22 protein-coding genes are annotated in these 26,873 nt (G+C 61.5%); 18 read left to right on the forward strand and 4 right to left on the reverse strand.

Features of this window, described 5'->3' with window-relative positions:
• Positions 1-43 precede the first annotated feature (43 nt).
• The 13 genes from AC1RR7_RS21150 (at position 44) to AC1RR7_RS21210 (ending at position 19,067) form a co-directional block, all read left to right on the forward strand.
• Positions 44-670 carry a response regulator gene (locus AC1RR7_RS21150; protein ID WP_493158362.1) on the forward strand — a complete coding sequence of 209 codons (627 nt, stop codon included), beginning with the start codon at positions 44-46 and terminating at the stop codon, positions 668-670.
• Between the two features lie 48 nt (positions 671-718).
• Positions 719-4,309 (forward strand): transporter substrate-binding domain-containing protein, encoded by a 3,591-nt coding sequence (locus AC1RR7_RS21155; protein WP_493158398.1) that lies wholly within the window; start codon positions 719-721, stop codon positions 4,307-4,309.
• Between the two features lie 185 nt (positions 4,310-4,494).
• The gene (locus tag AC1RR7_RS21160; RefSeq protein WP_493158363.1) at positions 4,495-5,040 is read left to right on the forward strand and encodes a fimbrial protein; all 546 of its coding nucleotides are present in this window, start codon (positions 4,495-4,497) and stop codon (positions 5,038-5,040) included.
• Between the two features lie 67 nt (positions 5,041-5,107).
• Positions 5,108-5,848 carry a fimbria/pilus periplasmic chaperone gene (locus AC1RR7_RS21165; RefSeq protein WP_493158365.1) on the forward strand — a complete coding sequence of 247 codons (741 nt, stop codon included), beginning with the start codon at positions 5,108-5,110 and terminating at the stop codon, positions 5,846-5,848.
• 33 nt (positions 5,849-5,881) lie between these two features.
• Positions 5,882-8,476, forward strand: a complete 2,595-nt coding sequence (locus AC1RR7_RS21170) for a fimbria/pilus outer membrane usher protein (protein ID WP_493158366.1) — start codon at positions 5,882-5,884, stop codon at positions 8,474-8,476.
• A complete protein-coding gene (locus AC1RR7_RS21175) occupies positions 8,476-9,576 on the forward strand; it encodes a fimbrial protein (protein WP_493158368.1) in 1,101 nt (366 codons plus the stop codon). Before AC1RR7_RS21170 ends, AC1RR7_RS21175 begins: the two co-directional genes overlap by 1 nt.
• 83 nt (positions 9,577-9,659) lie before the next feature.
• On the forward strand, positions 9,660-10,067 hold the full coding sequence (locus tag AC1RR7_RS21180; RefSeq protein WP_493158369.1) for a DUF4398 domain-containing protein: 408 nt from the start codon (positions 9,660-9,662) through the stop codon (positions 10,065-10,067).
• A 9-nt stretch (positions 10,068-10,076) separates the two neighbouring features.
• Complete coding sequence (locus tag AC1RR7_RS21185) at positions 10,077-10,850, forward strand: OmpA family protein (RefSeq protein WP_493158371.1); 774 nt, start codon at positions 10,077-10,079, stop codon at positions 10,848-10,850.
• Between the two features lie 223 nt (positions 10,851-11,073).
• The gene (locus tag AC1RR7_RS21190) at positions 11,074-13,167 is read left to right on the forward strand and encodes an autotransporter outer membrane beta-barrel domain-containing protein (protein ID WP_493158372.1); all 2,094 of its coding nucleotides are present in this window, start codon (positions 11,074-11,076) and stop codon (positions 13,165-13,167) included.
• Between the two features lie 169 nt (positions 13,168-13,336).
• Positions 13,337-14,545 carry an EAL domain-containing response regulator gene (locus AC1RR7_RS21195; RefSeq protein ID WP_493158373.1) on the forward strand — a complete coding sequence of 403 codons (1,209 nt, stop codon included), beginning with the start codon at positions 13,337-13,339 and terminating at the stop codon, positions 14,543-14,545.
• 88 nt (positions 14,546-14,633) lie between these two features.
• Complete coding sequence (locus AC1RR7_RS21200) at positions 14,634-15,065, forward strand: chemotaxis protein CheY (RefSeq protein ID WP_102621964.1); 432 nt, start codon at positions 14,634-14,636, stop codon at positions 15,063-15,065.
• 143 nt (positions 15,066-15,208) lie between these two features.
• Positions 15,209-15,835 (forward strand): response regulator, encoded by a 627-nt coding sequence (locus AC1RR7_RS21205; RefSeq protein WP_493158374.1) that lies wholly within the window; start codon positions 15,209-15,211, stop codon positions 15,833-15,835.
• 13 nt (positions 15,836-15,848) lie between these two features.
• The gene (locus tag AC1RR7_RS21210) at positions 15,849-19,067 is read left to right on the forward strand and encodes an ATP-binding protein (RefSeq protein ID WP_493158375.1); all 3,219 of its coding nucleotides are present in this window, start codon (positions 15,849-15,851) and stop codon (positions 19,065-19,067) included.
• Between the two features lie 4 nt (positions 19,068-19,071).
• Here the strand turns inward: AC1RR7_RS21210 and dkgB are convergent, their stop codons facing one another.
• Positions 19,072-19,875 carry a 2,5-didehydrogluconate reductase DkgB gene (gene dkgB / locus AC1RR7_RS21215; RefSeq protein WP_102621967.1) on the reverse strand — a complete coding sequence of 268 codons (804 nt, stop codon included), beginning with the start codon at positions 19,873-19,875 and terminating at the stop codon, positions 19,072-19,074.
• Positions 19,876-19,991: 116 nt separating this feature from the next.
• A complete protein-coding gene (locus tag AC1RR7_RS21220; RefSeq protein ID WP_102621968.1) occupies positions 19,992-20,900 on the reverse strand; it encodes a LysR substrate-binding domain-containing protein in 909 nt (302 codons plus the stop codon).
• Between the two features lie 104 nt (positions 20,901-21,004).
• On the opposite strand from AC1RR7_RS21220, the gene AC1RR7_RS21225 reads away from it, so the two are divergent.
• The 4 genes from AC1RR7_RS21225 to AC1RR7_RS21240 all read left to right on the forward strand — a co-directional run bounded on the left by AC1RR7_RS21225 (position 21,005) and on the right by AC1RR7_RS21240 (position 24,919).
• Positions 21,005-21,871 (forward strand): pirin family protein, encoded by an 867-nt coding sequence (locus tag AC1RR7_RS21225; protein ID WP_493158376.1) that lies wholly within the window; start codon positions 21,005-21,007, stop codon positions 21,869-21,871.
• Between the two features lie 93 nt (positions 21,872-21,964).
• A complete protein-coding gene (locus AC1RR7_RS21230; RefSeq protein ID WP_096821172.1) occupies positions 21,965-22,648 on the forward strand; it encodes an isochorismatase family protein in 684 nt (227 codons plus the stop codon).
• Between the two features lie 51 nt (positions 22,649-22,699).
• Positions 22,700-23,326 carry an isochorismate family cysteine hydrolase YcaC gene (gene ycaC, locus AC1RR7_RS21235; RefSeq protein WP_493158377.1) on the forward strand — a complete coding sequence of 209 codons (627 nt, stop codon included), beginning with the start codon at positions 22,700-22,702 and terminating at the stop codon, positions 23,324-23,326.
• A gap of 150 nt (positions 23,327-23,476) precedes the next feature.
• The gene (locus tag AC1RR7_RS21240) at positions 23,477-24,919 is read left to right on the forward strand and encodes a mechanosensitive ion channel domain-containing protein (protein WP_493158378.1); all 1,443 of its coding nucleotides are present in this window, start codon (positions 23,477-23,479) and stop codon (positions 24,917-24,919) included.
• Positions 24,920-24,925: 6 nt separating this feature from the next.
• Here AC1RR7_RS21240 and AC1RR7_RS21245 read toward each other — a convergent pair whose 3' ends face one another.
• Positions 24,926-25,513 (reverse strand): GNAT family N-acetyltransferase, encoded by a 588-nt coding sequence (locus AC1RR7_RS21245; RefSeq protein ID WP_096821175.1) that lies wholly within the window; start codon positions 25,511-25,513, stop codon positions 24,926-24,928.
• Positions 25,514-25,711: 198 nt separating this feature from the next.
• On the opposite strand from AC1RR7_RS21245, the gene AC1RR7_RS21250 reads away from it, so the two are divergent.
• Positions 25,712-26,539 carry an arylamine N-acetyltransferase family protein gene (locus AC1RR7_RS21250; RefSeq protein ID WP_493158379.1) on the forward strand — a complete coding sequence of 276 codons (828 nt, stop codon included), beginning with the start codon at positions 25,712-25,714 and terminating at the stop codon, positions 26,537-26,539.
• A 3-nt stretch (positions 26,540-26,542) separates the two neighbouring features.
• Here the strand turns inward: AC1RR7_RS21250 and AC1RR7_RS21255 are convergent, their stop codons facing one another.
• A complete protein-coding gene (locus tag AC1RR7_RS21255; RefSeq protein ID WP_096821177.1) occupies positions 26,543-26,872 on the reverse strand; it encodes a BrnA antitoxin family protein in 330 nt (109 codons plus the stop codon).
• Position 26,873: the final 1 nt, after the last annotated feature.

The following is a 26,873-nucleotide window of genomic DNA, read 5'->3' on the forward strand; positions in this document are numbered from 1 at the left end:
ATCGCGTTCCGGGTGCACGCCGGCATGCCTTATAGAGGTTTCTATGTTTAAAGCGTTGGTTGTAGACGATCACCCGTTTATTCGTTCGTCGGTCAAGATGCTGCTCAAACAAGAAGGGTTCGAGGTCGTCGCTGAAGCGGACAACGGCGCGGATGCCGTACAGATGGCCCGCGAGCATGCGCCGGACCTGATCATCCTCGACATCGGGATGCCCAAGCTTGACGGCCTCGAAGTGCTTGCACGCATCAGCGCGCTGAACCTCAAGAGCCGGATCCTGGTGCTGACGTCGCAATCGGCGCTGTTCTATTCCATGCGCTGCATGAAGGCTGGCGCGGCCGGTTTCATCTCCAAGACCAACGAGCTCGATGAATTGATCAAGGCGATCAAGGCGGTCATGGACGGCTACACGTTCTTCCCGAATCTGGCGACCAGTTCGGTCCGCCGCAGTGACGTCGAGGCGACCGATCTCGAGCTGATCCAGAGTCTGTCCGACCGTGAACTGACCATTCTGCAGCAGTTGTCCAACGGCTTGAGCAACAAGGAAATCGGCGATGCCATGTTGCTGAGCAACAAAACCGTCAGCACCTACAAAACCCGGCTGATCGAGAAACTCAATGTGAAGTCGGTGGTGTACCTCGCCGATTTCGCCAAACGCAACAACCTGATCTGAATGCGCCCTCACTTGCGAGCCCGACTGCTGGCGCTGGCCTGCGCCTTGATGTCTGCGCTGATCGTGCCTGCACACGTAACCGCCGCCCCGGTGGAAACCCTGCACGTCCTTGGTCGCTCGACGGTCGATGACTACAGCGTCTCGCTCGATGAACCGGACTGGAGCTGGTTGCGCGCCAAAGGCACCTTGCGCCTGGGCTCGTCGGCGCCGGATTATGCGCCGTTCGCGATCACCAGCAATGGCGAAGACTACGAAGGCCTGACCGCCGATTACGCACAGTTGCTCGGCGAGTTGCTGCATGTGCGCATCGAAGTACGCCGTTATGCCTCGCGCTCGGAAGTGGTGGACGCGCTCAAGCAGGGTGAAGTAGATCTGCTGGGCACCTCCAACGGCTATGAAGGCGCCGACGCTGATCTGGTGATGTCGCGCGCCTATGCCGACGATCAGCCGACGCTGGTGACCCGGGTCGGCGACAGTCAGAACCTGACGCCTGACCTGGCCGGTAAACAGGTGGCGATGCTCTATCACTACCTGCCGCCCGATGCGGTCAGGGCGTTTTATCCCAAGGCGAACGTACAACTTTATCCCTCGACCCTGAGTGCCATCGGCGCCGTGGCCTTCGGCAGTGCCGATGTGTATCTGGGCGATTCGATCAGTGCCAATTACCTGATCAACAAGAACTACCTGAACAACGTGCAACTGGCCGACTTCTCGCAGATGGAAGTGCAGAACTTCGCCTTCGCAATGCCGCGTAGCAACGAGCGTCTGTTGCGCATCGTCAACGAAGCGCTCGCGAGCATTCCGGTGGGCGAACGCATGACCATCCTGCGGCGCTGGAGCGCTGGCGGGGCGAGCATGCCCGGTCAGCAGAAACTGCATTTCAGCGCCGCCGAGCAACGCTGGATGGCGCGCAATCCACGTTTGCGGGTGGCGATCGACGACAGTTTTCTGCCGTTGTCCTTTTACGGTCAGGATGGCGAGTTCCGTGGCATCAGTGCCGATGTGCTGGCCAAGGTTGCATTGCGTACGGGATTGAAATTCGATGTGGAGCGCGCCGCCTCCGTGCCGGAGTTGCTCGAACGAATCCGTAGCAATCAGGCGGATCTGCTGATCACCCTGACCCCGAGCGCCGAACGGGAAAACGTCCTGCGCTTCACCCGGCCGTACCTGAGCACGCCGTTTGTGCTGGTCACCCGCACCAGCACCACCAGTCCCAACACTCTGGACGATATGGCCGGCAAACGGCTGGCGCTGATTCGCGGCAATCCGGTGCGCGACATGTTGGTCGAGCAATATCCGAAAGTCATTCTGGTGGATGCCGAAAACGCGCAGCAGGCCATGGCCATGGTTGCCAACGGTCAGGCCGATGCGGCGGTCAACTCGCTGATCACCGCGCGCTACATGATTTCCCGGCAGTATCGCGACCGGTTGCGTATCACCAGCACGGTCGGCACCCAGTCCGCACGCGTCGCCTTTGCCACGGCGCGTGGTTCACTGGAGCTGTATTCGATCCTCGACAAGGCGCTGCTGAGCATCCCGCCGGAAGAGATGGACGAGGTGACCAATCGCTGGCGCAGCGAGGTGGTGGTCGACGACAGTTACTGGCTGCGCAACCGCAGCGCGATCATTCAAGGCTTTGCGCTGGCGGCCGTTCTGCTGTTGCTGGCGCTGGGCTGGATCGCCTATCTGCGCTGGCTGATGCGCAAGCGTCGACAGGCGGAAATCGCCCTCAACGACCAGCTGGAGTTCATGCGGGTCTTGATCGACGGAACACCGCATCCGATTTACGTGCGCGATCGGGAAGGCCGGCTGCTGGTCTGCAACGAGGGCTACTTGCAGGTGTTTGCGGTCGAGCGCGAAGCGGTAATCGGCAAGACCGTGATCGAAGGTGTGTTGCCGGATCGGGCCGAGGCCCAGGCGTACCACGACGACTATCTGCAAGTGATGAGCGAAGGCGTGCCACGGGTGCAGGATCGACACCTGAGCCTGGGCGACAAGATGTTGACCATTTATCACTGGATGCTGCCGTACCGCGGCAGCAACGGCGAGGTCAGCGGAATGATCGGCGGCTGGATCGACGTCAGCGAACGCCAGCGCCTGCTCGAAGCGTTGCGCGAAGCGAAGGAGGGCGCCGACGACGCGAACCGGGCGAAGACCACGTTCCTGGCGACCATGAGCCATGAAATCCGTACGCCGATGAACGCGGTGATCGGCATGCTCGAACTCGCCATGAAGCAAGCTGATCAAGGCGTGACGGACCGCTTCGCCATCGAAGTCGCATCCGGGGCCGCTCGTGGTTTGCTGGACTTGATCGGCGACATTCTGGATATCGCGCGGATCGAATCCGGGCGCCTGTCGCTGGCCCCCGAACGGGCCAACCTACGCGAACTGGTGGAATCGGTGGCGCGCATCTTTGAAGGCCTGGCCCGGCAGAAACAACTGCGGCTGGTGCTTGATCTGGACGTGGGCACGCATCGCGATGTGCTGATCGATCCATTGCGCTTCAAGCAAGTGGTGTCGAACCTGCTGAGCAATGCGATCAAGTTCACCGAGCAGGGGCAGGTGCGCCTGAGCCTGAAATCGCTGCCGACGGCCGACGACGAGCGTCTGGCGATCAGCCTGCGAGTTGAAGATACCGGCGTCGGCATCTCCGAGCAGGACCAGCAGCGGCTGTTCAGTCCGTTCACTCAAGCGGACAACCAACAGCAATCACGCAGCGGTTCCGGCCTGGGGCTGGTGATCAGCCGCACGCTGTGCGAAATGATGGGCGGCCAGCTCAACCTCAGCAGCACGCCGGGGCAGGGCACACAGATCGACGTGCAACTGACGCTGTCCACGCTGCCGGCACTCGCCGAGGTCCCCGCCGAAGAGATCGAGCCGACGCTGCCCGGCCGCTCGCTGAATATTCTGGTGATCGATGATTACCCGGCCAACCGCGTGCTGCTGTCCCGGCAACTGAGTTATCTCGGTCACCGGGTTACCGATGCCGAAGACGGTGCGCACGGCTTGCGTGCCTGGCGGGCGCAGTCGTTCGACGTGGTGATCACCGACTGCAACATGCCGATCATGAACGGCTACGAACTGGCCCGGGCGATTCGTGACGACGAAACGGCGCGAGGGCTGAAAGCGGGGTTGATCCTTGGTTTCACCGCCAACGCCCAACCTGAGGAAATTGCCCGCTGCCGCATGGCGGGCATGGACGATTGTCTGTTCAAGCCGATCAGCCTGAAGGACCTTAATGCACGCCTGGCGGGGGTGGTTCCGGAGCAGATCGCGATTGCACCCGAACCTGCGCCAGCTTCGGATGATGAATTCGATCTGGCGAGTCTGGAGCAACTGACCCGCGGCGATCCCGTCTCGATCGCCAGCCTGCTGGGCGATCTGGCTAGCAGCAACGATGAAGACATGGCGCGCCTGATGCGCTTGTTCTCGGCGCATGATCTGCCGGGGCTGGCGGACCTGGCGCACCGGGTCAAGGGCGGGGCGCGGATCATCAAGGCCCAGCGTCTGCTGCAAGCCTGCGAAGCACTGGAAACGGCCTGCAACGGGCTGGATTCCGCACGGTTGACCGAGGCTGTCGATGACCTGCAACAAGCCATGGAACGCTTGTCTGGGCAGTTGCAGCCTTACCTTGTCTGAATGTTTCAATCGCTAGGAATTTTCCTACATGGCGCAGGGAATGCGCCTACACGAACGCCTCCTCCAGAAGATCAAGATGACTGCGTCGCCCAGGCAGATGGCTTGTAGTTCAAGACGCATCCCGCGTCTGACAACCCATCCAGGCTTTCGCGACAGGTTGGTCTCTTTCTATTGGAGTTGTCCTGATGAATCGCAAAGTTCTCGCCCTCGCCGTATTGGTCGCTGCCACTGGCGCCCAGGTTGCCAATGCCGCTGACGGCACCATCAATTTCAACGGTGAACTGGTCAACCAGACCTGCACCATCGCCGTTGACGGCGTCGTCTCCCCAGCCATCGCCACCGTGACCCTGCCGACCATTTCCACCGGTCTGTTGACCGCTGCCGGCCAGTCCGAAGGCCGCACCGGTTTCAACATCCAGCTGAGCAACTGCGTCGGCACCGCCACCACCGCCGCCGCGTTCTTCAACGCAGGTTCCACCGTCGACCCGGTCAGCGGCAACCTGAACAACATGACCGGCACCGCGACCAACGTGCAACTGCAACTGGTGGATCAGCAGGGCGGCGCAGTGATCAAGGCCGGCAGCACCGGCCAGATCACCAGCACCACCCGCAACACCATCGACGGCACTGGCGCGGCCAACATGCCTTACGCCGTGCAGTACTTCGCCACCGGCGCCACCACCCCGGGCACCGTGGTCAGCTCCGTGACTTACAACGTCGACTATCAGTAAGCCGTGTCTGCCGTGGCGCGTGCGGTCCTGAGGGACTTGCGCGCCATGGCGACCGAAGAGGTGTGTCATGCGATATGCAAACGTTCTTCGTATCAGCGTATTAGTGATGTTTTCCCTGCTGATGTATTCGCAAGCCAAGGCCGGTGTGGTGATCACCGGGACGCGTCTGGTGTACCCGGCGAGTCAGAAGGAAGTCACCGTCAAATTGAACAACAACGGCGCCCGTCCGGTGTTGGTGCAGTCCTGGGTCGACGATGGCGATATCAAGTCCAGTCCGACCAGTTCCAAGGCGCCGTTCGTACTGTCGCCGCCTGTGTCGCGGATCGATCCGGACAAAGGCCAGAGCCTGCGGTTGATGTTCACCGGCAGCGGTTTGCCGACCAGTAAGGAATCGGTGTTCTGGCTCAATGTGCTGGAAGTCCCGCCCAAGGCTGAAGGTCCGGTGGATCTTAACGTGCTGCAAATGGCTTTCCGTTCACGGATCAAGATCTTCTATCGCCCCGACGGTTTGCCCGGCAACGCCAGCGATGCGCCGCAACAGGTGCAATGGAAAGTCGTCACGGCCGACAAGGGTTTTGCCCTCCAGGCCTTCAACCCGACGGCCTATCACGTGTCCCAGGTAGCCCTGACATTGAGTGTCGGCAACCAACGGTACGAGAGCGAAAACGGCATGGTCGGGCCCGGAGAAACCAAGGTTTTTGCGTTGCCCACCCTCAAATCGGCGCCCGGTGCGGCTGCGCAGGTCGAGTACAACGCGATCAACGATTACGGCGCTCTGCTGCCGATCAAGCAACCGCTCAAACCCTGAACTCTCTGCCACTGACATAGCGCGCGAGCAACCATGAAAACGTATCCACGCCTGGGGGGCTTCCCGCAGGCTCGACCTCGCTTTGCCCTGAATCCGTTGACAGCTCTGGTGATCCAGGCGCTGGCCGGTGTTTCAGCCGCACTGGCAACCCCGGCGGTTCTGGCCGAAGACGTGCAGTTCAACGACGCTTTCCTGCCCGAGGATTCGCAAAGTCTCGACCTGAGCGCCTACCAGCAGGGCAACCCGGTGTTGCCCGGCGAGTACCGCGCCGACGTGGCGGTCAACGGCAAACTCATGACCCGCCAGGATATCCGCATCAATGCCGAGGCCGATGGCAGCCACCCGACCGTGTGCTTCAGTCAGGGTCTGCTTGAGTTGATCGGCGTCGATGTGCGTCGCTTGTCGCCCGAGGCCACCGCGAGCCTGGAAAGCGGCGCCACGTGCCTGGACATCGCGCAATTGATCAGCGGCGCGAGTGCAACGTTTTCGCCGTCCAGCCAACAACTGGACATCAGCATTCCGCAGGCCGCCTTGCGCCGTGACGCTCGTGGTTATGTCAGCCCCGAACTGTGGGATCGCGGCGTGACCGCCGGCACCCTGAGCTACAACTTCAACGCCAACCACAACAAGACCGATGGCGGCAATTACGACACCGCTTACCTGGGCCTCAACGCCGGGCTGAACGTTGGTGACTGGCGTCTGCGCCACAACGGTTCGGTGAGTTGGGACAAGACCAGCGGCCAGAACTATCAGGTGCTGAACACGTTCGCCCAGCGCGACATCACCTCGCTCAAGAGTCAGTTGACCGTGGGCGAGGCCAATACCAGTGGCGAGATTTTCGACACGCTGGCCTATCGCGGTGTGCAACTGGGTACTGACGATCGCATGTTGCCCGAGTCCCAGCGCGGTTATGCGCCGGTGATCCGTGGCATTGCCCGCACCAGTGCGCGGGTGGCGGTACGTCAGGCCGGCAATCTGCTCTATGAAACCACGGTGGCGCCGGGCGCCTTCGTGATCGATGACCTGTACTCCACCGGCTACGGCGGCGATCTCGACGTGACGGTGTATGAAGCCGACGGCAGCGAACAGTCGTTTATCGTGCCGTTCGCCTCGACGGCGCAGTTGCTGCGTCCAGGTACTTCGCGCTTCAGCGTGACCGCCGGCCAGACTCGCAACAACTACATCGACAGCCAGGCGAGCCTGTTGCAGGGCACCTATCAACGTGGTTTGAACAACACGTTCACCGGTTACAGCGGCGGCCAGCTCAGTGACGACTATCGCTCGGCTTTGGCCGGTCTGGCCTTCAGCACACCGATCGGCGCGCTGGCGGTGGATGTGACCCAGGCGCAGACCGAACTCAAGAGCGGCACCGCCAGTGGTCAGAGTGCGCGCCTGAGCTACAGCAAAAACATTCTCAGCACCGGCAGTAACTTCGCTGTGGCCGCTACGCGGTTTTCCACCCGCGATTACCTGGACTTCAACAATGCCGTGCAACTGCTCGATGCCGAACGCAATGGCCTGGACACCAGCCAGTTCGGCCGGCCACGCAGTCGCTTGTCGTTGACCGCCAACCAGAGCCTGGGCGATTGGGGGCAGGTCGCGTTCAGTGGGTTTACCCAGAATTACTGGAACCTGCCGGGCAGCGATCTGCAGTACCAGTTCAGCTACAACAAGCAGGTCGGCTCGGTCAGCTATGGCGTGAGTGCCAACCGTGCGCGCATTGGTATGGGCGAGATGGACAACAGCCTGTTGTTCACCGTGAGCATGCCGCTGGAATTCGGCTCGTCGACCAATCGCCCGCAACTGTCGGCGCGGGTGATGCGTGACACCCAGGGCAATGTCAGCGAGCAAGCGACCCTCAGCGGCACTGCCGGGGTTGATCGCCAATACAACTACGGGATCACCGCCGGGCATGAAGGCGCCAGCCGTACCAACAGCACCTCGGTCAACGGCCAGTACATCGGGCCCAAAGCCATGGTGGGCGCCACGGTCAGTCGGGGTGAGGGCTACGACAGCCTGTCGCTCAATGCCAGCGGCAGTGTGGTCGCGCACCCCAACGGTGTGACGTTCACCCCGTACCGCGGTGAAACCATGGCGGTGATCAGTGCCGAAGGTGCCGAAGGCGCGAAAGTCGTCGGCTTCCCCGGACTGAAGCTCGATAAGCGCGGCAACGCCGTGGTGCCGTACCTGCGTCCTTACGAATTGAACGAAGTGGCGATCGATCCGCTGGGCACTTCCCTGGACGTCGAGCTGAGCGAAACCAGCCAGCAAGTCGCCCCACGGGCCGGGGCGGTGGTCGCGCTCAAGTACGGCACCAGCAACGGCCAGGCGCTGTTGCTCAACGTGACCCTGGACGACGGCGCTGCGTTGCCGTTCGGCGCCAGCGTGGTCGATGACCGTGGCGTGTCGGTGGGCGTGGTCGGGCAGGGCGGTCAGCTCTATGCACGGGTCAAGGACGATGCACGCCGGCTGTTGATCAGTTGGGGAACCCAGGCTGGCCAGCAATGCGCGTTGCCATTGCCACCGGGCAAAAGCGATGGCAAGCAACTGCGCCAGGTCGATGTGCGCTGCGCACTCGTTCAACCCGATAACCGCTTGGCCGCGAATGGCGCGGCGGGAGACCAGTAATGAAGATGATGACGTTGATCAAGCCGAGTGTTGCAGTGGCCGGGCTGTCGTTGATAGCGGGTATGGCGATGGCCGATTGCAATTATGTGGATGCTGGCGGGCCGGTCGTTCGCACCATGCCGTTACTGGGCGGCAACATCACGGTCGGACGTGATGTGCCTCTGGGCGCCGAAATCTACCGTCAGACTTTCAACATTGCCACACCGTCTCTGTTGAGCTGTTCCCCCGGTCTGTATAACGTCCAGACGCGTCGCGAACTGCCTGTCAGACCTCTGCCGCTGTCATCGTGGTCAGGCTCCCCCTGGGGTGGAAATGTCTATCAGACCGGCGTCCCGGGAATCGGTGTAGCGATCTGGTACGCGGGAACGGCGTTGCCTTTCAACACGAATGACATCAATTGCGGAGCGGGCACCGCGTACTGTGTGTACACCTTGCAGCACACCCTGGCGTTCGACGTCTCGCTGATCAAGATCGGTGCGGTATCGCCTGGCACCATCCAGGGTGCGCAATTGCCGACGACCACTCAGACTCGCGCTTCCAGTAACTCGGTTGAAGTGATGCGGGTCAACCTGTCCGGCAGCATCAACATCGTCTCGCGCACCTGCCAGACCCCGGATGTCCCGGTGGCGATGGGTTCGCACATGCTCAAGGAATTCTCCGGCAAGAACACCTTCACCGCGTGGAAGGATTTCTCCATCGAGCTGAACAATTGCCCGGCGTTCAACGGTTACTACCAGAACACCGGCCCGCGCTGGTTGAGCGACGGTTCGAGCAACAACCTCGACTCGCGCAAGAACAACGTGCTGCAGGTTCGGCTCGACCCGACCCGCGCGGCGATCACGCCGAACCTCGGGATCCTGAGCCTGAACCCCAGCGCCCCTGGCCAGCCGCCGGCCGCCACTGGCATCGGCCTGCAAGTCGCTGACAGCCATGGCACGCCGTTGCCGCTGGCGACTTTGCGCGCCAGTGGCATTACCCCGACGGCGGTCGAGGGCAACAGTTACCGCATCCCTTTGAAAGCGCGCTACATCCAGACCGCCGACAGCATCACGGCCGGCCCGGCCAATGCCACCGCGACTTTCACGATCAATTACTACTGATTTTCCGGACTTGTCTGAGCGCAATCCGTTCGGGCCCACAGATCAATAACGACGGGCTCGGACTTCACAGTTAGGAGTGTTGAATGACGATTGAACGTGTGTCTTCCCGCGCGCGGGCTTCTGCCTGCCTGCTGATCATGGCCGGAGTCATGAGCGCCTGTGCCGGCGTGCCGATTCCGCAACAGCAGATCACGTTGTCCAGGGATGCGGTCAACCGTGCGGTATCAGCCGATGCCACGCAGTACGCGCCCCTGGAAATGAAAGCCGCCCAGGACAAAATGTTCCTGATGGAGCGCGCACTCGGCGAGAAGGACTATCCACAGGCCCGACTGCTGGCCGAGCAGATCGAGGCCGACGCCAACCTCGCCGAGCGCAAGGCCCGTGCCGTCAAATGGCAGAAACAACTCACCGATGCCCGCAGCGGTATTCAGGTGCTCAAGCAGGAAATGCTGCAAGACCCCGGTTTCAGCCCGCCCGCCAGCGCCCAATAAGGAGTGGCCATGACTGCTTTCAAATTACTGCCAGCCGTTTCGCTGTTCGCCCTGATGCTCGCCGGTTGCGCTACGCCACCGGAAAATCCTCAATTGCTGGAAGCCCGCGCGCAGTTTGCGGCGTTGCAGCACAAGCCCGAGGCCAGCACGCTGGCGGCGATCGAAACCCGGGACGCGTTCAACGCCTTGAACACGGCCGGTCAGGCATCGCTCAAGGATCGCCAGTCGCCGGAGGTCGATCAACTGGCCTACCTGGCCCGGCAGAAAATCGCCCTGGCCGAACAGACCATCGAGCTGCGTCAGGCCGAGTCGGCCTTGAAGAAGATCGACGCCGAGCGCACTCAGGTGCAACTCGACGTGCGCACGCAACAGCTCAAGGCCCTGCAAGCGATGAAGGCGCAAAAGACTCCGCGCGGCGAAGTCGTGACCTTCGGCGACGTGCTGTTCGACACCGGCAAGGCCGATCTCAAGTACGGCAGCCAGCGCAATTTCGATCAATTGGCGCAGTACCTCGCGGACAACCCGGAGCGCAAGGTGCGCATCGAAGGGTTTACCGATGACGTGGGCGGCGACGATTTCAACCAGCGCCTGTCCGAGCGTCGGGCTGAGGCGGTGGCGGTTGCGCTCCAGCGCATGGGGATCAGCGCGGACCGTCTGTTCACCAAGGGTTACGGCAAGCAATTTCCGATTGCCGACAATGGCAACGCCGCTTCACGGCAGATGAATCGCCGGGTGGAAGTGATCATTTCCCATGGTGCTTCGATGGTAGGTGCTCGCGGCTGACCCGGTACAAGCGAGCCTGCAACGGGCTCGCTTTCCCTGATCCGTTTTCAGTCCCTCTGAACGCCTTGGGAAATTTCCTACAAGTGAAAGGAATTGTCCTACTCAGAAAATCTTCCCCGATCTCTAAATTGCCGGCTTGCCTGAGTGCGAGCCCATTCCTTGCGTTGTTCGACCTCAGCCCGAAAACGTCAGCGTGACTGACGACACCGTTGAGATTCCACCCATGATAAAACGCCTTCCTTCATTCAATCGCTCACCCGTTGCCATGGCCATCGCATTGCTGCTTCCGTTGCAGGCGAGTGCCTACACCGCCGTGGTCAAGGACGGCGCCGTCACTTACGACGAGCAGGTTTCCAGCGGCACGCAAACGATCGGCAGCAACGGCACAACTCACCGCACCACGGTCAGCGGAACCGGGACGCAAACGGTATTTTCCAACGGTGTGAGCCATGACACCCAGGTCGATGGTGCCACCCAGCGCGTCGACAGTGGCGTCAGTCATGGCACGGTGGTCAGCGCCGGAGGGCTGCAAAGCGTCACCACCGGCGGTGTGGCGAATGACACCGTGCTCAATGCGGGCCAGCAAAGCGTTACGCGATCCACCGCCAACCGTACCGTCATCAATGCCGGGAGCGTGCAGACTCTGGATGTCATGTCCATCGCCAATGACACGCGGATCAACGATGGCGGTGTGCAGAACCTGATCAACATGGCCCAGGCCAACGGCAGCATCATCGAGACCGGCGGCGAGCAAACCCTGCGTCGTGGCGTGCTGGGCAGTGCAGTGGCCAATGACACGCGGGTGCAGGGTGGCTCCCAGAGTGTCTACGACACCGGCACCGCCAACCGCAGCGTTGTCAGCAATGGCGGCCAGGTCAATCTGTACAGCGGCGCCCAGGCCAATGGTCTGGTGGCGCAGGCGGGTGGCACGGTCAATGTGATGGAAAACGGCGTGAAGACCGTGGACTCGCTGACCCTCAACGGCGGTCGCCTGGCGTTTGTGCCCAGTACCGACGGCAGCTTCAAGACCTTCACCGTCAATGCCCTGTCCGGTAGTGGCACGATTGCGCTGAACAGCGATATCGCCAGCGTACACAACGACGTGCTGCAAGTGCAGGGCGCGGGCCTGGCCAGCGGCGACCACACGCTGATCGTCGGTGATTCGGGGCATGAACCGGCGACCTCGGACGGTCGCTTGTTGTTGTTGGGTACTCAGGGCGGCGACGCCAGATTCGGCCTGCTCGGGGGGCACGTCGATGCGGGTGCCTTTCGCTATACCTTGCGCCACGAAGGTGATGACTGGGTACTGGCCAGCACGGGTGAAGTCCCGCCGGCACCGGTGGATCCCGATGAACCCGAAGCGCCGCTGAAACCCACGCGCCCGGTCGATCCGCCTGCTGCTGGACTGTCCAAGGGCGCCAACGCCGCGATTGCCGCGCACACCGCTGGGGCGAGTTTGTGGAGCGCGCAGATGAACGCGCTGGTCAAACGCCTGGGCGAACTGCGCATGGGGCAGGACGACGGTGGCGTCTGGACGCGTGCGATTGGCAAGCGCTTTGACGTCAGCGAGCATTCGAGCCGCGCTTATCGCCAGGACATCACCGGTCTGGAAGTGGGTGCCGACAAGGCCGTTGCGGTGGACAGCGGCAAGGTCTACCTCGGTGGCATGGTCGGCACGGCGCGTTCGGATCTGGATTTTGGTGAAGGTGCCTCGGGCATGATCGACAGTCGGATGTTCGGTGTCTATGCCACGTATTTGCATGACAGCGGCGTGTATGTCGACAGCGTGTTGAAGTACAGCCACTTCGACCACGACATCAAGACCCCGACCAATCTGGGCGCCTCAGTCAAAGGTGACTACAGCACCCACGGTGTCGGCGCCGACATCGAAGTCGGCAAGCACATCGCTCTCAAGGACGGCTGGTTCGTCGAGCCGCAGCTGGAAATCACGGCGACACGTACCCAGGGCGCCAGCTACACCGCCAGCAACGGGTTGCGGGTCAAGTCCGACGATCTCGACGCGCTGCAAAGTCGGGTCGGATCATTGTTCGGTCGCAGCCTGACACTGAGCAACGGCATGCAGGCACAGCCGTACGTGAAGGCGTCCTACGTCACCGAACACGCCGGCACGAGCAAGGTCAGCGTCAACGGCAACCGGTTCGACGCCCAGCTGCCGGGTAATCGCGTGGAAGTGGGTTTCGGCGGGGTGTTACAGGTCAGCGAGAAGAGCAAGATCTCCCTGGATGCCGAGTACGCCAAAGGCAACGGCATTGAACAGCCGTTTGGCTTGAACCTGGGTTATCGCTATCTCTGGTAGGAAAACAAAGCCGTATCGGGTCGTCCCGGTACGTCTTCTTTGTATGAATTCGAGACGCGTTTATTGGATTTTCGGAAATTTCCCACAAAAGTCGGGACTTTTCCCAACGCGCTGATCTCCCTGATTTATCCACAATCAGCTCCGCCCAACCGTCAACGAGTCGATCCCCATGCGCTGTCTGCCCCTTCGTGTCCTGGTCCTTGAAGATCATGCGTTTCAACGCTCCGTCGCGGTGAACCTGTTGAAAACCCTCGGCTGCCACGAAGTCTACGAGGCCGGCGACGGCGCTCAGGCGTTGGCGGTATTGCAGCAGGTCGGGGCGGTCGACATCGCGTTGTGCGACTTGCAGATGGAGGGCATGGACGGGCTTGAGTTTCTGCACCGCGTGGGCGCTTCGGGGCAGGTCCGGTCGATCATCATCAGCAGTTCGCTGCCGGCGGATCTGCGTCGAGCGGTGCATCAAATGGTGGCGTTGCTCGGGCTTGAGCTGCTGGGCGATGTGGGCAAGCCGTTGCATGCGCAGGTGCTGGGTGATCTGCTGAGAAAGTCCCTCGACCGGCCCTCGATCCAGCGACCACCGGGTGCGGAAATCACCCTCGCCAGTGAAGAAACGGTGCGTCAGGCACTCAACGCGCAGCAGTTGCAGGCCTGGTATCAACCCAAGTTCAATTTGCTCACGGGGCAGGTGTGCGGGGTCGAAGTGCTTTGCCGCTGGTTACACCCGACGCTGGGGGTGATTGCACCGGGGCATTTTCTGCCGGTGCTGGAGCGTTGCGGGTTGCTCGATGAGTTGCTGTTTGCTCAGCTCGATCAGGCCCTGGGCGTGCAGCGCAGCGCCCGGGCATCCGGCATTGGCTTGAACCTGGCGTTCAACCTGCAAGCCGTGCAATTGGCCGGCAGTGACCTGACGACGACCATCAAGCGCATTCTGGCGCAGCATGGCGCCTGCGGTTCGGGACTGACGTTCGAGCTGACCGAAAGCGGTTTGCTGGAGGCACCGGCCACTAGTCTGGAAAGACTGATCCGCCTGCGGATGATGGGTTGCCGGTTGTCGATCGACGACTTCGGCGCGGGTTTTTCGTCGTTGCAGCGGTTGTGCCAGTTGCCGTTCAACGAAATCAAACTTGATGCCGAGTTCGTTCGCAGTCTTGAGCACGAGCCCCGTTGCCGGGCGGTGATCAGTAGCACTCTGGCGCTGGGCGAGACCCTCGGCATGAGCGTGGTGATCGAAGGGATCGAAAGCGCTGCGCAGCGTCGTGAGCTGATGGCGCTGGGTTGCACGCAAGGGCAGGGCTACTGGTACGCACGGCCCATGGCCGGGCCGGACTTGTTGAAATGGCTGGATTTGCATGGCGACGCGTTTAATCCGGATCAGTGACGGGTTTTTTCGGAAAAGTCCTACAGAGCTCGTCCCGATGCTTGGGTAGTCTTTGCCGCCACTTGAAGCGACTACCGGGACTCCCACGATGACCGACAAAACCTTGCGTATCCTGATCGCCGACCCGCAGCATTTTCACCGGATGAAAATCGAGCGGATGTTCAATGGCCTCGATTACTACCGCATCGCACCGGTGCAGAACCTCGCCGAACTGTTGACGCTGGTCGATTACGGCTGCCAGCCGTTCGATGTGCTGGTGATCAACGCCGCGCTTGCGGCCGGGATGCCGGATCTGCGTGGCTTCCTGTTCGACCATCCGCAAGTCCGGCATGCGCTGGTCTATGGCGAGCCGGCGAACTCATCGGCTGTTTCCGGGCTTTTTCAGGCGAAAATCACTTCCAGCCACGCCGCGTTGCCATCAATGAATGCAATCACGCAGTTGATGGCGTCGGTCGAGGCTTCCCTGGAGCGCTCGACGCGCAGTGGCCAGACAAAATCGCTGGCGCAAATGCGCGCCTGATCACAGATCGGTCGGTGGCGCAACTGTCAGGTCTGACAGGTGCTTCGCCGTGCGTCCCGTGTAACAGTCGTAGCGCAGCTACCAATAGTCCCGTTCATGCAAGATCGGTGGCGCCATCGTCATGTACTCGCCCGGGAGTGGTCATGGATTCAGCATTGATCGTCGACGATCACCCGGTGGTCGTCGGTGCCGTCAGAATGGTTCTGGAATCACTGGGCTATAAACCGGTTCATGTCGCTTCGAGCGGCGTCGACGTGGTGCCGATGATCCGTGCACACGCGCCGAAACTGATCGTGCTCGACTTGAAGCTCACAGGCATGGGCGGTCTTGAAGTGCTGGACCGGATCAATGTCCTCGGGCTGGTCTGTCAAATCGTGATTTTTTCATCGGCCGACCCGGCCAGCTACCTGGTGCGTTGCCGACGTGCAGGTGCGATGGCTTTTGTGGCCAAGTCTGCCGAGCTGCAGCAGTTGCAGAACGCGATCAAGGCTGTCCGTTCGGGTTATAGCTATTTCCAGGAATTGCCTGAGATCGACGCAGGGCACTCCGATGTGCACAGTGATGAGCGGCAGCTGATCGAACGATTGTCCAATCGCGAATTGCACATCCTCGTGCAACTGGCGCACGGCAAAGCCAACAAGCGCATCGCCGAGGAGATGAACCTGAGTCACAAGACCATCAGCACCTACAAGACCCGTTTGATGCTCAAGCTCGGGATGAATTCGCTGGTGTTGTTGCGAGAGTTGGTCAAGCGCAACGGTCTGTTCTGAACGGTTGCGCACGATGAGGCCGCTACGTTTTGCCTTCCTGTTGCTGTTGATGCTCGCCAACGGGGTGCAGGCAGGCGAGGCCGCACAAAGACTGGAAATTGTCTCTCGCACCCGGTTGGAGGGTGTGCAGCTTCGCCTCGATGAACAGGATCGACAGTGGCTCAGTGCACATCCGGTGCTGCGTATCGGTGCCTCCTGGCCGGATTACCCACCCTTTGAATTGACTCGCAAACGATACGAACTGGAAGGCCTCACAGCCGATTACGCCGACGCGATCGCCCAGTTGCTGAGCATCGGTGTCGAGGTCTGGTGCTACCCCGATCGCGAAGCCGCCATGGCGGCACTCAAGGCCGGGGAGGTGGACCTGCTGGGCACGTCGAACAACTTCGAAATCGCTGATCCCGACCTGATGCTGTCCCGCGCCTACGCCGAGGATCAGCCGATGTGGGTGACCCGGCTTGACGAGCCATTGCCGGAAGATCTGGCAGGAAAGCGCATCGCCATGGTGGACGACTACCTGCCAGCCGCGATGATCGAGAAGGCTTACCCGCAAGCCTCCCTGCAGCGTTACCGCTCGATTCTCGATGCCCTCGGCGCCGTGGCGTTCGGTCGGGATGCTCTGTACCTCGGCGATTTCATCAGCGCCAGTTATCTGATCAACACCAATTTTCACAACGACCTGCAACTGGCCGGGCCTTCCGGCCTTGATGCCAACCCGTTCGGCTTCGCCCTGACTCGCAGCAACACGCGTTTGAAGCGTCTGGTCGACAAGGCGCTGCTGGCCATTCCCATGGAGCAGCGCCTGGCCATTGAACTGCGCTGGAGCGCCGGTCGTGCCGACATGGCGGCCCAATCGCGAGTGAGTCTGAGCGCCAGCGAGCAGCAATGGCTGGATCAACATCCGGTGGTGCGCGTCGGCGCTGTCGACGACTTTGCGCCGTTGACGTTCTTTAACGCTGACGGCCGTTTCACTGGGCTGACCGCCCAACTGCTCAACCTGATCAGTCAGCGCAGCGGCCTGAGGTTCGAAGTGGTACGCGGGCAGTCCCTGGATCGCCAGGTCGAGCAATTGAAGACCGGGGAGCTCGACCTGTTACCGGTGCTGACCCCGAGCCGCGAGCGCGAACTTGAAATGCTGTTCACCCGGGCGTACGCCAACAGCCCCTTTGTGCTGATCGCCGATTCAAAGGCGCCCGGGCCTCGCAGCCTGGACGAGATGGCGGGCAAGCGTCTGGCGCTGTATCGCGGCAATCCATTGCGTGCCTATCTGTTGGAACATGTGCCGCAGATCCGTCTGGTCGAATTGCCAAGCCCCGCGGCGGGCACGCAGGCACTGCTCGACGGTCAGGCCGAAGCGACATTGAGTTCATTGCTGGTGGCGCGTTATCAGATCGATCACCAGTACCGTGATCGCCTGCGTATTGTCTCCACGCTGGGCGATCAGCCGGCCCGGATCGCGATGGCCACGGCACTTGATGCTCCGCAGCTGCAATCAATTCTGAACAAGGCACTGCTGAGCATCGCTCCGCAGGAAATGGACGATCTGGTCGCGCGCTGGAGTCGTAACGTAGTGCTGCAGGACAGTTACTGGCAGCGTCATCGGGAGCAAATCCTGCGCGGGTTTGCCGTTGCGGCGGGGTTGTTGTTGCTGGCATTGGGCTGGATCGGTTTTCAACGCCGGCAGATTCGCCAGCGTCAGCAATGGCTGCGTCAATTGCAGGAGGCCAAGGAGGTGGCGGATGACGCCAACCGTGCCAAAAGCACGTTTCTCGCGGTCATGAGCCACGAAATCCGCACGCCCATGAACGCGTTGCTGGGCATGCTCGAGCTGGCACTCAAGCGTGCCGACGAAGGCGTAACCGATCGCCCGGCGATTGAAGTGGCGTCCCATGCGGGGCAGCAGTTATTGGCATTGATCGGCGATATTCTCGACATCGCGCGGATCGAGTCCGGGCATCTGTCGCTGGCCCCTGAGCGGGCCAATCTGCGCGAGGTGGTGGCGTCGGTGTGTCGGGTGTTCGAAGGCCTGGCACGACAGAAGTCATTGTCCTGGCGGGTGGAGCTGGATGAGCGTAGCGACGTCGACGTGATGCTCGACCCCGTACGCTTCAAACAGGTGCTGTCGAACCTGTTGAGCAACGGGATCAAGTTCACCGACGAAGGTGAGGTCAGCCTGCGCTTGCAAGTGTTCACCGAGCAGGACGGACAGTTGGAAGCGGGCGTGATCGTCGAAGACAGTGGCCGGGGGATCAGCGCCGAGGATCAGCAACGGTTGTTCAACCCGTTTGTGCAGGTTGGTAGTCATCAACCGTCGGCGCCCAGCGGTTCCGGTCTGGGGCTGGTGATCAGCCGCAATCTGTGTCGACTCATGGGCGGCGACTTGTGGATCAGCAGCGAGCCGGGGCGTGGCACGCAGGTCATGCTGCGGCTGGAGCTGCGTGTGCTGGAGCCGCTCGTGCAGGAGGCCGCAACGACGTCAGCGGTGACGGCGGTAAAGTCGCTGAAGGTGCTGGTGGTGGATGATCATCCGGTCAATCGCTTGTTGCTGTGCCGGCAGTTGAGCGAACTCGGGCACCGCGCCGTCGACACCGGGAACGGTGAGCAGGGGCTGGTGCTGTGGCGGGGGCAACCTTTCGATGCGCTGATCACCGATATCAACATGCCCGGGATTGACGGTCATGAACTGGCGCGGGCGATTCGTGAAGAAGAGACGGCGACGGGCAGGGCGCGTTGCCTGATTCTGGGTTTTACCGCCAATGCACGGATCGAAGAAAAACAGCGATGCCTGGCGGCCGGCATGGACGATTGTCTGTTCAAGCCGATTCTGCTGCGCGAACTGAGCGAGGCCTTGCTGGCCGCAGAGGCCGGCGAAACGCAGGTAGAGAGTGTGGATGATCAGGGGTCGACTGAATTCGACCTGAGTGCGCTGTTGAAGGTGGCGGGTGCGGACAACCCGCTCATCGGCCAATTGCGTGAAGAGGTACTGAGCAGCCTGCGCGCCGACCTCGAACGGCTGGACGTGTCAGGCCGTAAAGGGGACCGCGCAGGCTTGCGTGACCTGGCGCATCACGTCACGGGTGGGGCGCACATGATCGGTGCCGAGCGCGTGGTCTCGGCCTGCCGGGTACTCGAACGGGCCTGCCGCGACGACGAGCCCGAGGCTGCGCTGACGGTCGCCATCGATTCGCTGCGCGAGGCCATGCACGACCTCGCGCAGCATCTTCAGGCCTGATCGATCAATCCCACTGCGGCGCGATGCCTTTGGGGCTGGTCAGGCGATGGCCGCGCTCCAGTGTGGCGATCAGTGCCATGTCGGCGTCGCTCAGGGTCAGCGCGGTGGCGCCGAGATTGCCTTGCAGGTTGGCACGCTTGGTCGACGACGGAATCACCGCGTAGCCCGACTGCATCGCCCACGCCAGCGTGACTTGCGCCGGGGTGGCTTGCAGTCGTTCGGCGATCTGCACGATCAGCGGATCCTTCAGCACTTCGCCATAGGCCAGGGTCATGTACGACGTGACCTGGATGCCCTGGCTCTGTGCGAACTCGACGACCTGGCGGTTCTGCAGGTACGGGTGCAGCTCGATCTGGTTGGTGGCGATGTTTTCCGCGCCGACCGCTGCGATGGCCTGTTTCATCAAATCGATGGTGAAGTTGGACACACCGATCTGCCGGGTCAGGCCCAGGCGCTTGGCCTCCAGCAGGGCGCCCATGAATTCCTCCACCGGCACCTGATCTTCCGGCGACGGCCAGTGGATCAGCGTCAGGTCGAGGTAGTCGGTCTGCAGCTTTTGCAGGCTCTCCTTGAGGCTCTCGATCAATCGGTCGCTGGCGAAGTTGGCGATCCAGATCTTGCTGGTGATGAACAGTTCGTCGCGAGGGATGCCGCTGGCGGCGATGGCCTGGCCGACCTCGGCTTCGTTTTCATAGATTTGTGCGGTGTCGATGACCCGGTAACCGAGTTCAAGGGCGGTGCTCACCGAATCGATGACCACCTGACCTTGCAGGCGAAACGTACCAAGACCGAAAGCGGGAACAGACATGCAGGACTCCAGGGTTGCAGTGGGAATGGGCGGGAGTATCCGCGTCTGATTCCTCTGGAAAAACCGCTGTCGGGGCAAAGTACTGTTGACCAGAAGTCACGAATCAATCGCAGGTCTCAAGCGATGTCGCTGTGAGCAAATTCCTCACCCAGAAAATCGATCAACGTGCGCACCGACGGCAGCAGTCCCCGGCGCGACGGAAAGATCGCGTGCACGATCCCGCATTTCGGCGCCCAGCCCGGAATCAACTCCACCACGCGTCCTGCGGCGATGTCTTCGCGCACGACCACGCTCGGCAGATGCGCGACGCCGACTCCGGCAATCACCGCCTGACGCAGGGCGATCAGGTCATCGGTGACCAGCCTTGGCGTGTGCCGGACCTGCGCCGAAGCGCCGTTCGGCCCGAGCAGCTCCCATTGATACTCACGTTGCGCCGCTCCCCAATGCAGGCTCGGCAAACCATTGAGATCGGCCGGCGAGGGCGGTGATGACAGGCGCTCGGCAAACATCGGGCTGCCGACCACCGATTGGGTGCTGTTGCCCAGCACCTTCATCACCATGTCGGTGTTTTCCAGTGGCGGAAAGCGCACGCGCAGCGCAATGTCGAAACCTTCGTGCAGCAGGTCGACCCGGCGGTTGGTGCTCTCGATGAACACTTCCACCAGCGGGTACTTGAGCATGTAGCGGGTGAGCATCGGCCCGACCCAGGAATTGAGCAGCGCCGTCGGGCAGCTCAGGCGTACCAGCCCCTGAGGCTCGGAGCGATTGCGCTCGATCAGCTCGGCGGCACTCTCGGCCTCGACCCGCATCGCCAGGCAACGCTGGTAGTAGGCCTGGCCGATCTCGGTCAGTGAACAATGCCGGCTGGTGCGGTGCAGCAGGCGTACGCCAAGGCGTTCTTCGAGCTGCGAGATGCGTCGGCTGAGTTTCGACTTGGGGATGTCCAGCGCACGACCAGCGGCGGCAAAGCCGTGATGCTCCACCACTTGAGTGAAGTAATAGAGGGTGTTGAGGTCTTCCACCATCGTTCTCCATATAGAACGCTAAAGCTGATTTTTGCAGTCTAGTCCATCAATGGTCATGGATTTAAGCTTAATCCATCGCGTCATTCACCCGATTGGAGGCAACCATGAAAAACATCATCGGTATCTACACCAGCCCTCGCGGCCATTGGGTCGGCGATGGTTTCCCGGTTCGCACGCTGTTTTCCTACGACAACCTGGGCAAGCACATCAGCCCGTTCCTGTTGCTGGATCACGCCGGGCCTGCGCAATTCACCCCGACCACCGAACGACGTGGCGTTGGTCAGCATCCGCACCGTGGGTTCGAAACCGTGACTATCGTTTACGAGGGCGAAGTGCAGCACCGCGACTCCACCGGCGCCGGCGGCACAATCGGCCCGGGCGATGTGCAATGGATGACCGCTGCGTCCGGGATCCTGCATGAGGAGTTTCACTCGGACAACTTCGCCAGAACCGGCGGCAATCTGGAAATGGTGCAACTGTGGGTCAACCTGCCGGCCAAGGACAAAATGGCGGCGCCCGGTTACCAGACCATTCTGGACGGCGACATCCCGAGCATCCCGCTCAAGGACGGCGCGGGCAGCCTGCGCCTGATCGCCGGTGAGTTCGACGGCCACAAAGGCCCGTCCCGCACCTTCACGCCTATCGACGTGTGGGATCTGCGCCTGAACGCCGGCAAGTTGCTGACGTTGGATCTGCACGAGGGCCGCAACACCGCGTTGGTGCTGTTGCGCGGTTCGGTGCAGGTCAACGGTCTGGAATCGGTGCGCCAGGGCCAGTTGGCGCTGTTCAAGCGTGACGGCCGGCAACTGACGCTTGAGGCCAGCGAGGATGCGGTGGTGTTGCTGCTCAGCGGCGAGCCGATCGACGAACCCATCGTCGGCCACGGTCCGTTCGTGATGAACACCGAGCAGGAAATCCACCAGGCATTCGCCGACTTCCAGTCCGGCCGCTTCGGCCGCATGCACGGCTGACACGCCGCGCTTCCACACCCCGCTCTACACAGGACGCGTAGGCCGGTTCGAAGGCCAGGGATGGCTGCTGCCCAAAAGAAAGAGGAAACGCACATGAACACTGTCAATGCGGCCAACTTCAATGGCCAAAAACCGACTATCGACCCAAACGACAGCGCCATGCTGTTGATCGATCATCAAAGCGGTCTGTTCCAGATCGTCAAGGACATGGATGTACCGCAACTGCGCGCCAATGCCATCGCGCTGGCCAAGGCGGCGACCCTGTTGAAGATGCCGGTCATTACCACGGCCTCTGTGCCGCAGGGGCCGAACGGGCCGTTGATTCCCGAGATTCACGAAGCCGCGCCCCATGCGCAGTACGTGGCGCGCAAAGGTGAAATCAATGCCTGGGACAACCCGCAGTTTCACGCGGCCGTCAAAGCCACCGGCAAGAAAACCCTGGTGATCGCCGGGACCCTGACCAGCGTGTGCCTGGCATTCCCGTCCATCGCCGCAGTGCACGAAGGCTACAAGGTCTTCGCGGTGGTCGATGCTTCCGGCAATCACTCGAAACTGGCCACTGATCTGACCATCGCCCGCCTGGCCCAGGCCGGGGTGGTGCCGATCGACATCATGGCCACGCTTTCCGAGCTGCAGGGTTCGTGGAACCGTCCCGATGCCGAGCAATGGGCAGCCGTCTACGCCCAGGCCATGCCGCATTACCAACTGCTGATCGAGAGTTACCTCAAGGCCCAGCAAGTCGCGAACGAACACGAAACGCTGGATTCCCAGCGCTGACCCGAGACCTCGACATTCCGCCGAGGTCGACAACACGCGAGGATTACTGCAATGAGCACTCAATACAAACGCCTAGACAAGAACAACGCCGCCGTTCTGCTGGTCGACCATCAGGCCGGGCTGCTGTCGCTGGTGCGCGACATCGAGCCTGACCGGTTCAAGAATAACGTGCTGGCGCTGGCCGACCTGGCCAAGTACTTCAAGCTGCCGACGATCCTGACCACCAGTTTCGAAACCGGCCCCAACGGCCCGCTGGTGCCCGAGCTCAAGGCGTTGTTCCCCGAGGCTCCGTACATTGCCCGTCCCGGCCAGATCAATGCCTGGGACAACGACGACTTCGTCAAGGCGATCAAGGCTACCGGCAAGAAACAGCTGATCATTGCCGGCGTGGTGACGGAGGTGTGTGTGGCATTTCCGGCGCTGTCGGCCCTTGAAGAAGGGTTTGATGTATTCGTGGTGACCGACGCCTCCGGCACGTTCAATGAACTGACCCGTGAATCGGCATGGAACCGCATGTCCAGCGCCGGCGCGCAATTGATGACCTGGTTCGGTCTGGCCTGCGAGTTGCACCGTGACTGGCGCAACGATATCGAAGGGTTGGGCACGTTGTTCTCCAACCACATCCCGGACTACCGCAACCTGATGACCAGTTACAGCACGCTGACCAGCGGCAAGTAACCAGCCCCATGAAAACCTGTGGGAACAAGGTGTCTCCCACAGGTTTTTTCGGCGCCTGCCAAATAGCACGCATCCCGCCAAATCAATTGCTCCTACACTAAGCCCAATCTGTGCGATCTTCTCGCGATTGACCTCTGTCGGAGTTGTTTGATGCTGTCTCTGCTGACTGAACATCCGTTGTTCTGCGCGTTGATCCTGATCCTGCTCGACCTGGGCCTGTGGCGCCTGATCAGCTCCCGGGGCAGCGAATGGAAGCTGCTGGTGCGGGTGCTGATTTTCAGCCTGTTCAGCGTGCTGCTGTTCAACGAAGGCCTCAATCCGATGGAGCCGGCGCCGTGGGCCGACAACGTGCCGCTGCACCTGGCGGCGACCGGGTTGCAGATCGGCTGGTGGCTGTTCGGGGCGCGCACGCTGACGGTGCTGATCGGCGCGGTAATGATGCAACGGGTCGGTCATACCGGACGGCTGTTGCAGGATCTGCTCGGCGCAGTGATTTTCCTGATCGCCATTATTGCGGCACTGGCCTATGTGCTGGATCTGCCGGTCAAAGGCGTGCTGGCCACGTCCGGGGCACTGGCGATCATTGTCGGTCTGGCGCTGCAAAGCACCCTGAGCGATGTGTTCTCCGGCATCGTCTTGAACACCACCAAACCCTATCAACTCGATGACTGGATCTCCATCGACGGCACGGAAGGGCGGGTCACCGACATCGACTGGCGCGCCACGCGCCTGCAAACGTCCCAGGGCAGCATGGCGGTGATTCCCAACTCGCTGGCGGCCAAGGCCAAGATCATCAACTTCAGCCGGCCGAGCAATATGTTCGGGGTTTCTGTCAGCGTGCAGGTCAGCCCCCATGCGCGGCCGAATTCGGTGATCGACGCCCTGGAGCGGGCGATGCAAGGTTGTCGCCCGCTGCTGGACACCCCGGCGCCGAGCGTGGCGCTGAAGAGTTCCAGCAGTGCCGGTGCGGAATACGAAATCAGCGGATTCGTGGCCTCGATGAACGAGAAGCGCGCAGTGCGCAATCAACTGTTCGATCTGGCTTACCGGCATCTGCAAGCGTCCGGGTTCAATCTGCTGTCGAGCGATGAGCCCGCGGCCCCGGCCCATCTCTCACGGCCACGGGCGCTGCTCGACAGCTCGCCGATTTTCTCCACCCTGCGTCAGGAAGAGAAAGAAACCTTCAGCCAGAACATGACCCTGCAAACCTTCCGCGCCGGCGAGATCATTCTGGCGGGCGGGGAGGTCAGCGATCATCTGTTCATCATTGAATCCGGTGTGGTTTCGGTGACCTTGAAGCGTCACGGCACACCGTTCGAGTCCGGGCGCATGGGGCCGGGCGAAGTGATCGGCGAGGCAGGGATTCTTTCCGATACCTCGCTGCCGGCGGACTTTTCCGCCAAGACCTTTTGTGCGCTGTATCGCATCGAAAAGTCGTATCTCAAGCCTTGTCTGGACGCCCGCCACGACATCAACGACGCGATGAAGGCATTGCTCGATTTCCGCTTGCTCAAAGCCCAGTCCCTGACCCAGGAAGCGCCGGTGGTTGCGTCGAAAAAAGGCTTCCTGCAGTGGCTGCGCAATCGCGCCTGATGACCGTCAGCGTTGCTCGTACCCGGCGAGTTTGCGCTCAAGGTTCAGGCGCACCTGCGGCCATTCGTCATCGATGATGCTGAAGCGCACCGAGTTGCGCTTGCGCCCGTCCGGCATGATCCGCTCGTGACGCACGATGCCTTCTTGCTGTGCACCGAGGCGCAGGATCGCGTTGCGTGATTTCTGGTTGTTTTCGTCGGTGGTGAACTGCACGCGCACGCAATCGAGCACTTCGAAGGCGTGCCGCAGCATCAGGTACTTGGCCTCGGTGTTGACGAAGGTTTTCTGAAAGCGTGCCGAAATCCAGCTGCTGCCGATTTCCAGCTTGCGATTGAGCGGGTCGATCTTCCAGAACCGGGTCGAGCCGATCACCTCGCCGGTCTCCTTCAATACGATCGCAAAGGGCATGACCGTGCCGGCCTCGCGGCCGTCGAGGGCCTTTTTCAGATAGCTGTCAACGGTAGTTGCCGAGGGCACCACGGTGACCGTGAGGTTCCACAACTCGCCATCGGCAGCGGCGTGGAGCAAGGCATCGGCGTCGGTGTATTGGAGAGGGCGCAGGAGGATGCCCTGGCCTTGCAGCGTGGTTTGCATGAGGGGCGGCTCTTGTCGGTTCGGGCGTGTGTCCATTACGCCGCAACGGGCGGCGTCGTTGCAACTGCTCATGGAGCCTGATTCAAATCAGTCGACAGAGCCGATTGGTGAAATCTATTGTCGATCCAATAGCCGGATCCCGTATACATGGCGACCATCGGCGGAGTGATCCGCGTCTCCCTGCAAAAGGACTGAGCAATGAGCGAGCCACGCCTGGCGAATCTTAAACAGTATCTGCAACGGCTGGGGTTCGACACGCCCCCGGCACCGACCCTTGAAACCCTGCGACTGTTGCAGTTGCGTCATACCGGTGCCTTTCCTTTCGAGAATCTGTCGACCCTCTCCGGCGAGCCCGTGCTGATCGATCTGCCATCGATCCAGCGCAAGGTCCTGGACGATGCCCGTGGCGGTTACTGCTACGAACTCAACAATCTGTTTCTGGCCTTGTTGCTGGAGTTGGGGTTCGATGCGCGGGGCATCAGCGGGCGAGTGGTCATGAATCAGCCCGAAGGCAGCTGGACGGCACGGACTCATCGCTTGAGTCTGGTGACCCTCGACGGCGTGCGCTACATCACCGATGTCGGCTTCGGCGGCATGGTACCGACCGCGCCGCTGATTCTGGATACCGAAGCCGAGCAGTCCACACCCCACGAACCCTATCGCATCGAAGTACAGGCCGATGGCTACATGCTGCGGGCCAGGGTCTCCGGCGAATGGCGGCCGATGTACCTGTTCGACCTGCAACGTCAGGAAGACATCGATTACACCCTCGGCAACTGGTACGTCTCGACCCATCCGGATTCACCGTTCGCCCAGCGCCTGATGGTCGCGCGTACGGGCGACGGCTGGCGGCGCACATTGAACAACGGCAGTTTCGCGATCCATCGCATCGGTGCCGAGAGCGAGCGACGCGAGGTGACGGATGTCGATGAGCTCATCGAATTGCTGGAGCGGGAGTTCGGCCTGCGCTTGCCGCACCAGCCTGGTGCGCGTCTGGCGCTGGCGCGCTTGATCCAGCCGGCCTGAAACCTACGGTTTTACATCCGGCTCCAGTACCCGCCGGATTTCGTTCACGGCCGCCGACAGTTTTTTCTCAAGACTCTTGAGGTCGGTGGCGGTGATGCCTTTCTTGAATTGCCCGCTGGCATGCTCGGGTTCATCGGCTGCACCCCGGCTGTCGAGCAGTGCATGGCGCAGGGTGTTATTGATTACCGTCTGATAGCCATACCCCTCGCTTTCAGCGACCCCGCGCGCGGCTTCGATGACCGCGTCATCGAGCATGATGGTGATGCGGGTCTTGCCCTTGTTGGAGGCGACGGCGCCCCGTGTTCCGTGGGTGAAATCGTATTCATCCTTCATT

The sequence above is a fragment of the Pseudomonas sp. GW821-FHT11G12 genome, from assembly GCF_058808055.1.